Consider the following 16,315-nt stretch of genomic DNA (forward strand, 5'->3'; position numbering starts at 1 on the left):
ATAACTTTCTATTTTATTTTCAATAAAGAAGGTGGGGCAATGTCTCAAATTTTAGTGCTTAATTTAGGAAGCACATCTTCTAAGGTTGCTATTTATACAGATGCGTATTGCAATTATAACGAAATAATACGGCATGACCTCGAAATTACTTCCTTAAATTTGATAGAACAAATCAAACATCGACGATTTGAAATTGAACGTTTTGTAAAAAATATAGCTGGTGTGAATTTTAGTGCCTTTGATGGCATTGCGTGTAGAGGGGGATTATTGAAACCCATACGTGGTGGCGTTTATACAATCAACGAAACGATGTATAATGAACTTCGAACATTTAAATACGGTGACCATGCATCTAATTTAAGTGGGGTTATCGGTTACGAATTAAGTCAAGATCTTCAAATACCTGTTTTTACAATTGACCCTGTAGTTGTAGATGAATTAATGGATATTGCTAGAGTTACAGGTATCAAAGATATTAAGCGAAGGTGTATTTTTCATGCATTAAACCAAAAAGCTGTTGCAAGCTTATATGCAAATTCATCCAGTAAAACATATAAACAAGTTAACGTTATTGTTGCTCATATGGGTGGCGGTATAACTGTTGGCGCACATAAACAGGGTCTTGTCGTTGATGTGAACGAAGGCTTGCTAGGCGAAGGTCCTTTTAGTCCTGAACGGGCAGGTTCTATACCAAATGATTTGTTATATGAATATGGTTATAAACGCAATTTTACACCACAAGAAATGAATCACTTTTTGAGCAAAGAAGGTGGTTTTGTTAATATGTTTAAAACAAATGATTTAAAAATGTTATCACGTAAATATGAATCAGATAGTGATGTAAAACTAGCGTTTGATGCATTAGCATATCAAGTCGCGAAAGCGATTGGTGAACGCGCAATCGTTTTTAAAGGAAACGTTGATCAAGTTATCCTTACTGGCGGACTGAGTTATAATAAAATATTAACATCCTTAATCCAATCTTATGTCGATTGGATAGCACCGGTGACAATCTACCCCGGTGAAAAAGAAATGGACGCTTTAGCGACTCGCACATCGCTTGTTTTAGAAGGTATAGAAAGTGCTAAAGTTTATAGTTAGGAGTGCAAGCATGTCAGAAGAAAAATATGATTTAGTAATATTAGGCGGAGGTACAGCGGGTTATGTCTCGGCAATTCGAGCATCTCAACTAGGAAAAAAAGTTGCACTTGTAGAAAAGTCTTTACTTGGAGGCACTTGTTTACATAAAGGATGTATCCCAACAAAAGCACTTTTAAAATCAGCTGAGGTTATGCATACAGTTAAAAATTCAAGTGAATATGGCGTTGATATAAATGATTTTAAATTGAACTTTTCGCGCGTTCAAGAACGTAAACATGAAGTCGTTAATCAGATGTTTAACGGTGTGAAACATTTGATGGACCATAATAAAATCGATGTATTTAATGGTACTGGTCGCTTATTAGGGCCTTCCATTTTTTCACCGCAAAGTGGTACAGTTTCAGTAGAATTTGAAGATGGTGAGTCAGAATTAATTCCGAATAATAACGTGCTAATTTGTACTGGTTCTCAACCAATGGAACTACCATTTTTGCCATTTGATCATAATATCGTTCTTTCTAGTGATGACATTTTAAATCTTGAGCAACTACCAAATTCTATCGCAATTGTTGGAGGCGGTGTAATTGGTTTAGAATTTGCATCATTACTAGTAGATTTTGGTGTCGAGGTATCAGTGATTGAAGCTGGAGATCGTATTCTACCAACTGAAAGTAAATCAGTAGCAAAAGTATTAAAACAAGAATTATCTAAGCGTGGTGTAACGTTTTATGAAAACACGCAACTAGGTGAAGAAAATATTGTAATTGATGAAAATAAGATAACAATAACAATAAATGAAAAGTCGGTTACATTTGACAAAGCACTCGTTTCGATAGGTCGTAAACCGAACACTGATGATATCGGCCTAAACAATACTAAAATCAAGTTGACTGATAAAAAGCACATCATCGTCAATGAATACCAACAAACTGAAGATAAGCATATTTACGCTGCGGGTGATTGTATCGGTAAATTGCAACTTGCACACGTAGGCTCAAAAGAAGGAATGATTGCGATTGATCATATGTTTGATGCATCGCCATTACCGATAGATTATCAAAAAATGCCAAGATGCGTTTATAGTCAACCCGAAGTAGCGAGTATTGGCAAAAATATAGAAGAAGCCAAAGCAGAAAATATTAAAGCACGCACAGTAAAAGTGCCGTTTAAAGCAATTGGTAAAGCTGTAATTGAAGACACACAAAATCAAAGTGGTTTTTGTGAAGTCGTAATCGATCAAGAAAATGATATTGTATTAGGGCTGAATATGATTGGACCTCATGTCACAGAACTGATTAATGAAGTGTCGTTATTCCAATTTATGAATGGCTCAACATTAGAACTTGGTTTAACAACCCATGCACATCCTTCTCTTTCTGAAGTGTTAATGGAATTAGGATTAAAAGTTGAGAATAGATCGATTCACGTTTAATAAGGAGGCAATAAAATGTTTGATTATAAATCTGTAGGCTTAGAAAAAGAAGACCTACAAGCAATGTACAAATGGATGGACTTAGGTCGTAAAATAGATGAACGTATGTGGCTATTAAACCGTGCAGGCAAAATCCCCTTTGTCATTAGCTGCCAAGGACAAGAAGCAACACAAATAGGTATGGCTTATGCTATGCAAAAAGGTGATATTTCTTCACCTTATTATAGAGATTTAGCGCTTGTAACTTATTTAGGTATGACACCTCTGAATTCTATGTTAGCCGCTTTTGGTAAACGTGATGATATCAACTCAGGTGGAAAACAAATGCCTTCTCATTTTGGTCAAAGTGACATAGGGATGCTTTCTCAAGGTTCTCCGGTAGGAACTCAAATTTTACACGCTGTTGGTGCTGCTTTAGCTTTGAAAATGGATAACAAAGCAAACATAGCAATGACAACTGTCGGTGAAGGTAGTTCCAACCAGGGTGATTTTCACGAAGGATTAAACTTTGCAGGAGTACATAAATTACCGTTTATTTGTGTAATTGAAAACAATAAATATGCAATTTCAGTTCCTGATTCACTTCAATATGGTGCTGAAAAACTTTCTGACCGTGCTATTGGCTATGGAATACATGGCGAGCATGTGGATGGAAATGATCCAATAGCTATGTATAAAGTAATGAAAGAAGCTAGAGAACGTGCTTTAAATGGCGGTGGATCAACACTAATAGAAGCTATGTGTACGAGAATGACTGCTCATTCATCTGATGATGATGATAAATACCGTTCAAAAGAAGAACGCGATGAACTTAAATCTTTAGATTGTAACCTTAAATTCAAAGCATTTTTACTTGAAGAAGGTTTTATTGATGAAGGCTGGTTAGATGATTTAGAAAAAGAACATAAAGAAATAGTCAACCAAGCAACTAAGGAAGCTGAGCAAGCACCTTATCCATCAGCAGAAGAAACTTATACACACGTTTACGAAGAAGGAGGCTCAAACAATGGCTAAATTATCCTATTTAGAAGCTATCCACCAAGGACTAGACCAATCAATGGAAAAAGATAATGACGTTTTCGTATTAGGAGAAGATGTCGGTATAAAAGGTGGCGTATTTGGAGTCACTTTAGGATTACAAGAAAAATATGGTGAGGCACGTGTATTAGACACGCCATTAGCAGAATCTAATATAGTTGGTACAAGTATAGGCGCTGCAATGTTAGGTAAACGTCCTGTTGCTGAAATTCAGTTCGCTGATTATATTTTACCTGCTACAAACCAAATCATTAGTGAAGCTGCTAAGATGAGGTACCGTTCCAATAATGATTGGCAATGTCCCATTACAATTCGTGCGCCGTTTGGTGGCGGAATTCATGGTGCGCTTTATCATTCACAAAGTGTTGAAGCGATATTTGCATCGACACCTGGATTGACTATTGTTATACCGTCTACACCTTATGATGCAAAAGGTTTATTATTGTCATCAATTGAGACGAATGATCCAGTGCTCTTCTTTGAACATAAAAAAGCATATCGATTATTAAAAGAAGAAGTACCAGAAGACTATTATACTGTGCCTATCGGTAAAGCTGATGTAAAACGTGAAGGTGATGATATAACTGTTTTCACTTATGGTTTATGTGTGAATTACTGTATCCAAGCAGCAGATATGTTATCTGAAGATGGTATTAATGTAGAAGTTGTTGATTTACGTACAGTTTATCCTTTAGATAAAGAAACAATTATTGAACGTGCTAAATTGACTGGTAAAGTATTATTAGTTACAGAAGATAACTTAGAAGGTAGTATTATTTCTGAAGTATCTGCGATTATATCTGAAAACTGTTTATTTGATTTAGATGCACCTATAATGAGACTTGCGGGACCTGATGTTCCATCAATGCCATTTGCACCAACTCTCGAAGACGAGTTTATGATCAATCCAGATAAGATAAAAATTAAAATGCGAGAACTCGCAGAATTTTAAGGAGGCACAATCATGGAAATCAAAATGCCTAAACTCGGTGAAAGTGTGCATGAAGGTACAATAGAACAATGGCTTGTATCTGTAGGAGATACTGTTGAAGAATATGATCCATTATGCGAAGTTATCACTGATAAAGTGACAGCAGAAGTGCCATCTTCATTTTCAGGAACAATTAAAGAAATTATAGTAGAAGAAGGCACAACAGTAGCGGTAAATGAAGTCATATGCCTTGTTGATATTGGTGATGAATCGCAAGAAACAAACAATTCAAATACACAACAAACAACAGAATCTAATGAACCTCAAGAGGTTGCTTCAAATGATATAGATGATAATGTTAATAGTGCTTCACATGAAGATAAACCCAAAAACAATGGTCGCTTTTCACCAGTGGTATTTAAACTTGCTTCAGAAAATCAAATCGAGTTATCTGAAGTGATTGGTACTGGTTTTGAAGGTCGAGTTACGAAAAAAGATATTGAAAAAGTAATTAAAGAAGGTACGAACAAAACACCTTCAACAGTTGTAGCACCTAAAGATTCACCTAAAGTTACAAAACAAGCGTATTACAATGAACCTTCTCCAGGGTCAGCAATTCCAGTTAATGGTGTTCGTAAGCAAATCGCTCAAAACATGGTAAATAGTGTCAATGAAATACCTCATGCATGGATGATGGTAGAATCGGACGCTTCAAATCTAGTAAAAACACGTAACTATCATAAGCAAAGCTTCAAAGAAAGTGAAGGATATAATTTAACTTTCTTTGCATTTTTCGTAAAAGCTGTTGCAGAAGGGCTAAAAGCGTATCCACTGTTAAATAGTAGCTGGTCAGATTCAGAAATTGTTATGCATAAGGATATTAATATTTCTATCGCTGTCGCAGATGAAGACAAATTATATGTCCCTGTAATTAAAAATGCAGACGAAAAATCAATTAAAGGTATTGCCCGTGAAATTAATGAGCTTGCAAATAAAGCGCGTAACAAAAAATTACGTTCTGAGGATATGCAAGGTGGTACGTTTACTGTGAATAATACAGGAACATTTGGTTCTGTTTCATCTATGGGTATCATCAACCATCCTCAAGCAGCAATATTACAGATTGAATCTATTATTAAAAAACCTGTCGTTATTGATGATATGATTGCAATTCGCAATATGGTTAATTTATGTCTATCGATTGATCATCGTATATTAGATGGTCTTCAAGCAGGTAGATTTATGAATTTTGTAAAAACACGTATTGAACAATATTCAATTAAACATACAAGTATATATTAATATATTTAACTTTGTAGACTAATTAATTTTCAAGTTTAAAAAATGAGTGTGAGACAAAAGTTTCACACTCATTTTTCATTTAATTTTTTGGTTTAACATGTGTTTTATCAACCGTCCGCGATATAATTTTTATGAATTTAAGCAATATTATTATATATTATAATCACACATGTTGAAGTATTGCGCATATATTAGTAGAATAAAAGTAATAATTCAGAAATGAAAGGTGACGTTATTATGGATTTAAATTTTGATTTATATATGACTGATGTTGTTAATCAAGCAAGAAATGAAATAGAACAGGCTGGATATGAGCAATTAACATCTCCAGAAGAAGTCGATAAAGTATTACAACAAGATGGGACGACACTTGTGATGGTTAACTCAGTATGTGGTTGTGCTGGCGGTATTGCTAGACCAGCAGCAACGCATGCTTTACATTACGATAAAACACCTGACCGCCTTGTAACTGTATTTGCTGGTCAAGATAAAGAAGCAACACAACAAGCAAGAGATTATTTTGAAGGTTATGCACCATCAAGTCCATCGTTTGCATTAATCAAAGATGGTAAAGTTGCCCAAATGGTAGAACGTCACCAAATTGAAGGTCATGACGTAATGGATGTCATTACTCAATTACAAAACACATTCGACACTTATTGTGACGAAAAATAGAGGGACTAACACATGACACGTTTGAATCCATACCGCATCGGATTTAGAACGATAAAGACTGCAATTGGAATGGCACTAGGTATTATTATTGCAAAATTAATTGGTTTAGATAATTTTGCATCTAGTGCCATTTTAGTGGTTCTTTGTATTAAACATACAAAAGTGCATTCACTACAAGCAATTGTATCTCGTTTTGTATCTTGTCTTATGATACTCGCACTTGGTTCTATTGTTTTTAATTTATTAGGACAAAACGCAATTGTTTTAGGTATCATTGTGCTACTTTTTATTCCTTTAACTGTTGTATTTAAAGTTCAAGAAGGTGTTGTTACAAGTTGTGTTATCTTACTCCATGTTTTCAATGCTAAAACGATTAATATGGATTTATTTTTCAATGAAATTATCTTATTAATTGTTGGGCTCGGTATTGCATTCTTAATGAATGTTATTATGCCAAGCTTAGATAGTAATTTAAAACAGTATAAACAACAAATTGAAAATCAATTTACTGAAATTTTTCAAATGTTCAGTAAGGCTTGTACAAGTCCAAACCCAAGCTTAGATATATCCTTTGAGAAGTTAAAAGTTACGATTCGCAAAGCTAAATCAATCGCATTTAGAGATGTTAAGAATCACTATGTTAGAAATGAAAATTCTTATTATCATTATTTTGATATGCGGGAAGAACAGTTAGAACTGTTACGAAGAATGGCTCTAATCCTTCAAAATATTGAAACAAAAGATTGCTTATTATCCAAAATATCTAATTTATTTGCTGAAGTAGGAACAAACGTAAATAGTAATGATTATACTGCATTACGATTGCATTCGTTATATGAAATTCGAATAGAATTAAATGAATTAGAGTTGCCTACGTCACATGAAGCTTTTCGAACACGTGCAAACTTATTACAACTTTTAAATGAACTTGAATCATATTTATTATTAAAATCACAATTTGGATCATTAAGATTACATAATGATTCTAAAATCGCAACATCCTAAATAATAAAGCCATACAAAATTCTTTTGATTTAAGAATTTGTATGGCTTTATTCATATTTCTACTGTACTTATTAACTATACATATATTAGTGATTCATCGCTTTTAATAATAAAATAACTTTTAATTAAAAATTGATACTTTCAAAAACCATTATAATTAATTCACTAATGGAACGACACTTGTCAATACCAATGCAAGTATAATAGCTACTAACATGACTATAATAATGACTCTTAGAACTTTGTTGTTACCCAAAGATGATTCCTCCAAATCTAGAATATGGAATTAAAACATAGATAAAATACACTGTATATATCAATATAATTCAATTACAACACATTCAATTTTAAACTACTTTATAAGTTTATTATATCATACGCACCCTCTAGAATTGAAACATATTAGTTTTGCTTACGTACACATTTCGTTACACTTAAACGTATGGCATATAAATAATGGAATGGGGATTTTTAAATGATAAATAAACAACGACTCCTAGATACTTTTTTGGAATTAGTGCAAATTGATTCTGAAAGTGGAAATGAGAGTGAAATCCAACGGTTACTTAAATCTAAGTTTGAAAAATTGGGATTAAAGGTAGTTGAAGACAATGCTGGTCAACATGAAAATTTAGGAGCAAATAATTTGATTTGCACATTAGAGGCGACGACAAATGATGAAAATATAGATAATATCTATTTCACGAGTCATATGGATACAGTTGTACCTGGCGTTAATGTAAAGCCGATAGTTAAAGATGATGGTTACATCTATTCAGATGGAACTACAATTTTAGGTGCTGATGATAAAGCTGGATTAGCTACTATTTTAGAATTAATTTACATATTAAATGAACAAGACGTAGCACATGGTAAGATTCAATTTGTACTTACTGTTTCGGAAGAATCTGGTTTAGAAGGTGCGAAAGCATTAGATACATCTTTACTCGATGCCAAATATGGCTACGCTATCGATGCAAGTGTAGACGTTGGGACAACTGTTATTAATGCCCCCACACAAATGAAAATTAATACTACAATTCATGGTAAAAAAGCTCACGCGAGTGTACCTAACAAAGGTGTAAGTGCGATTAATATTGCCGCTAAAGCTATAAGTGCGATGAAATTAGGTCAGATAGACGAATATACAACAGCAAATATAGGTCGTTTTGAAGGCGGGTCTGCAACTAACATTGTAGCTGACAAAGTAACACTTATGGCTGAAGCCCGATCACACTCAGATGAAAGTATAAATGCTCAAGTAACTCATATGAAATCTGTTTTTGAAGAAACAGCAGAAAAATATGGTTGCTCAGCTACAGTTGAAATTATTAATAGTTATCCTGGCTTTAAAATTGCACAAGATGCCACAGTTACTAACGTAGCTAAAGCCAGCGCAATTGCATTAGGGTTAACACCGAACACAGTTATGGCTGGCGGGGGTTCTGATGGTAATATAATTAACCAATTAGGCATACCTACTGTCATCTTAGGCGCGGGTTACGAACACATCCATACAACTGAAGAACGTATGTCAATTGATGCTTTAAATCTTCTAGCAGAACAGCTTATAAAAATAGTTGAAATAATTACTCAAAAATCTGAAAACTGATTAAGTGAATATGAGTGATGCTTTGTGATACAATATATGAGAAAACTTTAATAAGAGAGGTTAGTTAAATGACACAACAAATTGGTGTAGTAGGTTTAGCCGTAATGGGTAAAAACCTTGCTTGGAATATTGAATCACGAGGATATAGCGTTTCAGTTTTTAACCGTTCATCTTCTAAAACAGATGAAATGGTAACAGAATCTGAAGGTAAAAATATACATCCGACGTACTCTATAGAGGAGTTTGTGAATTCTCTAGAAAAACCCCGTAAGATTTTATTAATGGTGAAGGCAGGACCAGCAACAGATGCAACAATCGATAGCTTATTACCATTACTAGATAATGATGATATTTTAATCGATGGTGGTAACACTAATTATCAAGATACAATCAGACGTAATAAAGCACTAGCTGAAAGTGGTGTTAACTTCATCGGAATGGGCGTTTCTGGTGGTGAAGTTGGCGCGCTTACTGGTCCTTCACTAATGCCTGGTGGACAACAAGAAGCATTTGATAAAGTTAAAGACATTGTAGAAGCAATCTCTGCTAAAGCTGAAGATGGCGCTGCATGTGTAGCTTATATTGGACCTAATGGTGCCGGTCACTACGTTAAAATGGTGCACAATGGTATTGAATATGCAGATATGCAGTTAATTGCTGAAAGTTACGCAATGATGAAAGACTTACTTGGTATGTCTCATGAAGAAATTTCACAAACATTCAAAGACTGGAATGCTGGCGAACTTTCAAGTTACTTGATTGAAATCACTGGTGACATCTTCACTAAATTAGATGATGATGGTAATGGTCCATTAGTTGAAAAAATCATGGATACAGCTGGCCAAAAAGGTACAGGTAAATGGACTTCTATTAACGCTTTAGAATTAGGTATTCCATTAACAATTATTACTGAATCAGTATTTGCACGCTTTATATCTTCAATCAAAGAAGAACGTGTGAATGCTTCTAAACAATTAAATGGACCAAGTACTAAATTTGAAGGTAACAAAGAAGAATTCCTTGAAAAAATCCGTAAAGCGCTGTATATGAGTAAGATTTGTTCATACGCACAAGGCTTTGCTCAAATGAGAAAAGCTAGTGACGACAATGAATGGAATTTAAAACTTGGAGAGCTTGCTATGATTTGGCGTGAAGGTTGTATTATCCGTGCGCAATTCTTACAAAAAATTAAAGAAGCATATGATAATGATACAGAATTACAAAATCTATTATTAGACCCATACTTCAAAGATATCGTAACAAACTATCAAGATGCATTACGTGATGTTGTAGCTACTGGTGTACAAAATGGTGTTCCAACGCCAGGTTTCTCTGCAAGTATTAACTATTATGATAGTTATCGTTCAGAAAACTTACCAGCTAACTTAATTCAAGCGCAACGTGATTATTTTGGTGCACACACTTACGAACGTAAAGATCGTGAAGGCGTATTCCATACACAATGGATTGAAGACTAATAATCATCTTTATATAACATTATAAAAGACGTGAAACTACTTCACGTTTGAAACTACTAGCAAAGTCTACGGACTTTACTAGTAGTTTTTTTATGTAAATTTTTAATAACAGCTTTAGTATTACATTAAATTTCCAAGTAATGGCATTTAAATAAGAAAAAGCTAACCCATGATTACAAAAAATGCAAACTTTGTGCAATCGTTTGCACAAATCCTTTGACTTTCCCTTTATACTTAATTATCATTATAATTATAGTTTTGAAAACGCTTTAATTATATACATTAGCAAAGGATGACTCAATTTGGTAACTATAAAGGATGTTGCAAAAGCAGCAAATGTAGCACCATCGACAGTTTCACGTGTCATTAGCGGTAACAATCGTATAAGCGATACTACTAGAGTTAAAGTATTAGCGGTGATGGAAGCATTAGGCTACCAACCAAATCATGCAGCCCGAACATTAGTTACAAAAAAATCTAAAACAATAGGTGTTATTCAAAAAAGCGGGCGTAATGAAACAAGGCAAAATCCATTTATCATAGATGTCCTTTCAGGTATATATAAATCATGCAAAGCACATGGTTATGCAACAATATCTACCACAAATGAGCAATATGAAAATATAGAATTAGAAGTAAGTCACATGATTTCTTATCATGCAGTAGATGGCTTTATTTTATTATACTCAAAAGAAAACGATATGATAGAACAAATACTCGCTCAACATAATATGCCGTACGTCGTCGTTGGGAAGCCCTTATCTAATCAACAAGTCGTTCATATAGATAATAATAATGTTGAAGCAGCAGAGCAATTAACACGCTATCTCATAAGTCTTGGTCATAGTAAGTTTTTATTTTTAGCTGAACGAGGAAATTATGAAGTTGTTAAAGATCGAATCAAAGGATTTACTAATGTCCTTAAACAACATGCACAAGTAGGTCATATCGAATATTTTGATATGAACTACCAAAGCATAAAATCTTATTTTCATTATTTACTCACACATAACGAACTACCCTCAGTCATTATTACATCAGATACGATGCTCAATCATATTGTGCTTAGCGTATTGTATGAACTACAACTTCGCGTACCAACAGATTTACAAACAGCAACCTTCAATGATTCTTACTTAACTGAATTTGCAGCGCCACCACAAACTGCGGTCAATATTCATCCTGACTTATTAGGTGAAGCAGCAGGCGACGCTATCATTCGATTAATTAGTGAAGAGCATATTGTCGATTTTAATAAAGTTATTCCAACAGATATTATTAAAAGAGTCTCAACTCAACATTTAAAAAAGGAGCAATAATATGAATAAACAGTGGTGGAAAGAGGCAGTAGCATATCAAGTTTATCCTCGAAGCTTTAACGATTCAAATAACGATGGCATTGGAGATTTACAAGGGGTTATTGAAAAACTAGATTATATACAAGATTTAGGTATCGATATCATTTGGTTAAGCCCGATGTATAAATCACCAAATGATGATAATGGTTATGATATTAGTGATTATCAAGATATCATGGATGAATTTGGAACGATGGATGATTTCAATCAATTATTAGATGGTGTACACCAACGTGGTATGAAACTCATTTTAGATTTAGTAGTCAATCATACATCAGATGAACATCCATGGTTTATAGAATCTAAATCGAGTAAAGATAATCCAAAACGAGACTGGTATATCTGGAAAGATCCAAAAGCTGATGGATCTGAACCTAATAATTGGGAAAGTATATTTAATGGTTCTACATGGGAGTATGATAAAACAACAGGTCAATATTATTTCCATTTATTTAGTAAAAAACAACCTGATTTAAATTGGGAAAATAAAGACGTTAAAGCAGCTGTCTTTAACATGATGAACTGGTGGTTTGAAAAAGGGATTGATGGCTTCAGAGTGGATGCAATCACCCATATTAAGAAAACATTTGAGGCTGGAGATTTACCAGTTCCTGAAGGCAAAACATACGCGCCTGCATTTGACGTAGATATGAACCAACCAGGCATACATGATTGGTTACAAGAAATGAAGGATGAATCCTTAAGTCATTACGATATTATGACAGTAGGAGAAGCAAATGGTGTGAATCCTGATAATGCTGATGAATGGGTCGGTGAAGACAAAGGTAAGTTTAATATGATTTTCCAATTTGAGCACTTAGGTTTGTGGAATACTGGCGATATTAAATTTGATGTTAAAGCATATAAAGATGTGTTAAATAGATGGCAAAAGAAACTTGAAGATGTAGGCTGGAATGCATTGTTTATAGAAAATCATGATCAACCTAGACGTGTATCTACATGGGGTGATGATGAAAGATTTTGGTATGAGTCAGCTACAAGTCATGCGGTTGTATATTTCTTACAACAAGGCACACCATTCATATATCAAGGACAAGAAATCGGTATGACCAATTATCCATTTGAAAGTGTGGAAACATTTAATGATGTTGCTGTAGTGAACGAATATAATATCGTTAAGGCTCAGGGTGGTGATTTAACAGAACTGTTAAACAAACACAAAATGGAAAATAGAGATAATTCTCGTACACCAATGCAATGGACTAATGCTATAAACGGTGGATTTTCTGAACATGAGCCTTGGTTCCCAGTTAATCCTAATTACACTGAGATTAATGTATCATCACAGCTACAAGATTCTGATTCAATTTTAAATTTTTACAAATCTCTGATTCAAGTAAAAAAATCACATGATATTTTTACATATGGCACTTTTAATCTGATAGATGCTGAAAATGACCGTGTATTTGCTTATATTAGAGAATTAGAAGGAGAACGTGTACTTGTAGTAGGAAATTTAACTGATAAGTCTGCCTCGTTGGCATTCAATGAAACGATAAATGAAAATAATATTAAACTGCACAATTACAAAGATAACAAATTGAATTTAACTGCCTTACGTCCATTTGAAACTTTTGTAATAGCTTTATAAAAAATTAATTTATTTAAGTCTACAAAAAACCTCTAACGATATTTGAATTATTTTGAATTCAAATTATGTCAGAGGTTTTTTATAGTTCGTTGTCATGATATTGTTCTTGATCTACAGGCATCCATAGCTGGACTTTAGTGACAGCATCATCAAAAGATAATTCTAAGGGATAAACTTCCACATACAGGCTGTTATGCTCATATGGCAGGGTCATTTGAAGGCTTGTTTCGATGTAATACCAAGCTTCGTTAATGACATAGTCTAAATCACCTTGTAAGTTAAATTTAGCATATTGTCTTTCAGGTAGGAAACGGCTTTCTAGGTGTGCAGGGTATCTTTCACTTGGTACACCCACAAATATTTCCATACCTTGATCTAATGGACAATTGACTACAAATAACTCATGTGGACTTACATCATTATAACGTTGAAGCTCTTTAATTTTTCCATCGGCTAATAAATCTTCTAAAAAGTCAGGTACTTTATATGGATTTTCTAATTCATCTGCATCTAAAAATCGATTGTAACCTACTAATGACAGGCCCTGTGTATCTTCTAATCTGTAATTATAAGGTGCAGTTTCAGTTGTTGTCAGTTTTATATAAAGTCTTGGCTGCATTTTAAGTTCATCGCGTTTGGTATTCACTTGGATGGGTGACACCCCGTGAAAATCACTGAAATCATTTGCGAACGCGTTAGTATCACTATAATTGTATTTTTTAGCTACGTCCATTAAACGACTTGAACCACTAATAATCTCTTTTGCTGCTAAAGTCATTCTACGTGACCTCGCATATTCACTTGGAGACTGACCAACAATCATTTTAAATGATTGATCAAGATGATAAGGTGAAAGACCAACGTAATCACTGAGTTCTTGCAAATGAAAAGGCTCTAGCAAATGATCTTCTATATAAACAATTGCCTGTTGTATTTGCTTGATAACGTCCAAAACTTTCACTCCTAATTTTCAAATGACTCATGCGCCATCATTGCTTTTAAATTTATTGTTGGAAAACGTTAGCATCGTTTACCTAATTAATTATATTCTACATCATTTTACTTATACTTACATCTCAAAAATATTAAATAGAGTAAAATGTAAATAAGTAAAGGCATAAACTTTATGTAATTTGCTCAATAGATTAAATCATAACACAAAAAAAGGTTAAGAAAAAAGCAACAACACAAGTGATTTTTTACACTTGCGTTGTTGCTTTATGTTATAGAAAGATAAACATATTAATGAATATCGTCCCACCAATGGAAACCATCTCTACTTAAGAGTAATTCACTTTCTAATGGACCATTTGATCCTGATTCATAGTTAGGGAATTCAGGTTCATTTTGGTCCCATTCTTCTTGTATTGCATCGACAAATTTCCAAGTAGATTTTAACTCTTCCCAATGGGTAAAGTTAGTAGCATCACCATTTAGACAATCAAATAATAAATTTTCATAAGCATCGACAGTATTCATTTTATCTTGTGCGCTCATCGCATAAGATAATTGAACAGGTTCTGTTTCAATACCTTGAACATTTTTCTTCGCATTTAAATGTAATGATACGCCTTCATTAGGTTGGATGTTGATGACAAGTAAATTTGAATCTAATTTCTTATCTGTTTCATAATATAAATTCATAGGCACTTCTTTAAATTCAACAACGACTTGAATCGTTTTACTCTTCATTCGTTTACCTGTTCTAATATAAAATGGCACGCCAGCCCATCTAAAGTTATCGACAGTCAATTTACCTGAAACGAAAGTAGGGGTTGTTGAGTCTTCAGCAACACGGTCTTCATCTCTGTAACGTCTTACTTTTTGACCATCAATTGTACCTTCATCATATTGTCCGCGAACAAAGTTTTGACGAACTTCTTCTGATTCTAACTTACGCAATGATTTAAGTGCTTTAACTTTCTCAGCTCGTATATCTTCACTGTGTAAACTAATTGGTGCTTCCATTGCTAATAATGCAACCATTTGTAACATATGGTTTTGAACCATATCTTTTAAAGCACCACTTGATTCATAGTAACCACCTCTATCTTCAACACCTAATACTTCTGAAGATGTTACTTGAATGTTAGAAATGTATTTATTATTCCATAATGGTTCGAACATCGCATTAGCGAAACGAAGTACTTCTATATTTTGTACCATGTCTTTACCTAAGTAATGGTCAATACGATAAATTTCTTCTTCTTTAAATGAACGACGTAATTGTTCATTAAGTTGCTCTGCTGACTCTAAATCAGTACCGAATGGTTTTTCAATAACTAAACGTTTGAAACCAGTAGTCTCGGTTAATCCAGATGATTTCAAATAATCAGAAATCACACCGAAGAAATTAGGAGCCATAGCTAGGTAGAATAATCTATTACCCTGAAGTTGGAACTCAGTATCTAATTTATTACTCACTTCTAGTAGTGATTGATAACTTGCTTCATCACTGACATCATGTTTATGATAAAACACGTGTTCCATAAATTTATCAAGATGTTTTGTATCTTTAACATGTTCTTGAATTGATGATTTCACTTGACTACGGAAATCATCGTTTGTTAAGTCTCTTCTACCTATCCCAATGATTGCAACTTGTTCATTTAAGTTTTCTTGTTGATACAAATGGAATAATGATGGAAATAATTTTCTGTGACTAAGATCACCAGTTGCTCCAAAAATTGTTATTAAGCATGGAATATCTTTGTTTCTAGTATTCAAGATCAAAACCTCAATTCTTTTTATAAATCTCTATTTATTATAGA

Annotated in this window: 14 protein-coding genes; 11 read left to right on the forward strand and 3 right to left on the reverse strand. The window is 33.7% G+C overall.

The window, feature by feature from the left end:
- Positions 1 to 39 precede the first annotated feature (39 nt).
- The 7 genes from buk to AST02_RS03030 all read left to right on the forward strand — a co-directional run bounded on the left by buk (position 40) and on the right by AST02_RS03030 (position 7,484).
- Positions 40 to 1,101, forward strand: a complete 1,062-nt coding sequence (buk, locus tag AST02_RS03000) for a butyrate kinase (RefSeq protein ID WP_069815541.1) — start codon at positions 40 to 42, stop codon at positions 1,099 to 1,101.
- Positions 1,102 to 1,111: 10 nt separating this feature from the next.
- Positions 1,112 to 2,533 carry a dihydrolipoyl dehydrogenase gene (gene lpdA, locus AST02_RS03005; protein ID WP_069815543.1) on the forward strand — a complete coding sequence of 474 codons (1,422 nt, stop codon included), beginning with the start codon at positions 1,112 to 1,114 and terminating at the stop codon, positions 2,531 to 2,533.
- 15 nt (positions 2,534 to 2,548) lie between these two features.
- A complete protein-coding gene (locus AST02_RS03010) occupies positions 2,549 to 3,547 on the forward strand; it encodes a thiamine pyrophosphate-dependent dehydrogenase E1 component subunit alpha (protein ID WP_069815545.1) in 999 nt (332 codons plus the stop codon).
- On the forward strand, positions 3,540 to 4,523 hold the full coding sequence (locus tag AST02_RS03015; RefSeq protein WP_046465401.1) for an alpha-ketoacid dehydrogenase subunit beta: 984 nt from the start codon (positions 3,540 to 3,542) through the stop codon (positions 4,521 to 4,523). Before AST02_RS03010 ends, AST02_RS03015 begins: the two co-directional genes overlap by 8 nt.
- 12 nt (positions 4,524 to 4,535) lie before the next feature.
- Positions 4,536 to 5,804, forward strand: a complete 1,269-nt coding sequence (locus AST02_RS03020) for a dihydrolipoamide acetyltransferase family protein (protein WP_046465400.1) — start codon at positions 4,536 to 4,538, stop codon at positions 5,802 to 5,804.
- 237 nt (positions 5,805 to 6,041) lie between these two features.
- Positions 6,042 to 6,479 (forward strand): bacilliredoxin BrxB, encoded by a 438-nt coding sequence (brxB, locus tag AST02_RS03025; protein ID WP_046465399.1) that lies wholly within the window; start codon positions 6,042 to 6,044, stop codon positions 6,477 to 6,479.
- 12 nt (positions 6,480 to 6,491) lie between these two features.
- Positions 6,492 to 7,484, forward strand: a complete 993-nt coding sequence (locus tag AST02_RS03030; protein ID WP_069815547.1) for an aromatic acid exporter family protein — start codon at positions 6,492 to 6,494, stop codon at positions 7,482 to 7,484.
- A 157-nt stretch (positions 7,485 to 7,641) separates the two neighbouring features.
- Here AST02_RS03030 and prli42 read toward each other — a convergent pair whose 3' ends face one another.
- Positions 7,642 to 7,740: a stressosome-associated protein Prli42 gene (gene prli42 / locus AST02_RS14280; protein ID WP_155398016.1), complete on the reverse strand. Its 99-nt coding sequence runs from the start codon at positions 7,738 to 7,740 to the stop codon at positions 7,642 to 7,644.
- Positions 7,741 to 7,959: 219 nt separating this feature from the next.
- Here prli42 and AST02_RS03035 point away from each other — a divergent pair, with 219 nt between their 5' ends.
- From AST02_RS03035 to AST02_RS03050, 4 genes are all read left to right on the forward strand, one after another.
- Entirely contained in the window at positions 7,960 to 9,096 is a 1,137-nt protein-coding gene (locus tag AST02_RS03035) for a M20/M25/M40 family metallo-hydrolase (RefSeq protein ID WP_069815550.1), read from the forward strand.
- Positions 9,097 to 9,164: 68 nt separating this feature from the next.
- Positions 9,165 to 10,574 carry an NADP-dependent phosphogluconate dehydrogenase gene (gene gndA / locus AST02_RS03040; protein ID WP_021339229.1) on the forward strand — a complete coding sequence of 470 codons (1,410 nt, stop codon included), beginning with the start codon at positions 9,165 to 9,167 and terminating at the stop codon, positions 10,572 to 10,574.
- Between the two features lie 302 nt (positions 10,575 to 10,876).
- On the forward strand, positions 10,877 to 11,893 hold the full coding sequence (locus tag AST02_RS03045; protein ID WP_069815552.1) for a LacI family DNA-binding transcriptional regulator: 1,017 nt from the start codon (positions 10,877 to 10,879) through the stop codon (positions 11,891 to 11,893).
- Position 11,894: 1 nt separating this feature from the next.
- Positions 11,895 to 13,544, forward strand: a complete 1,650-nt coding sequence (locus AST02_RS03050) for a glycoside hydrolase family 13 protein (protein ID WP_069815553.1) — start codon at positions 11,895 to 11,897, stop codon at positions 13,542 to 13,544.
- 79 nt (positions 13,545 to 13,623) lie between these two features.
- On the opposite strand, the gene AST02_RS03055 is transcribed toward AST02_RS03050, so the two are convergent.
- Together AST02_RS03055 and zwf are read right to left on the reverse strand one after the other, a co-directional pair.
- Positions 13,624 to 14,496 carry an AraC family transcriptional regulator gene (locus AST02_RS03055; protein WP_069815555.1) on the reverse strand — a complete coding sequence of 291 codons (873 nt, stop codon included), beginning with the start codon at positions 14,494 to 14,496 and terminating at the stop codon, positions 13,624 to 13,626.
- Between the two features lie 290 nt (positions 14,497 to 14,786).
- Positions 14,787 to 16,271 (reverse strand): glucose-6-phosphate dehydrogenase, encoded by a 1,485-nt coding sequence (zwf, locus tag AST02_RS03060; RefSeq protein ID WP_046465393.1) that lies wholly within the window; start codon positions 16,269 to 16,271, stop codon positions 14,787 to 14,789.
- Positions 16,272 to 16,315 lie beyond the last annotated feature (44 nt).

It is taken from the genome of Staphylococcus equorum, assembly GCF_001747895.1.
Taxonomy (GTDB): domain Bacteria; phylum Bacillota; class Bacilli; order Staphylococcales; family Staphylococcaceae; genus Staphylococcus; species Staphylococcus equorum_A.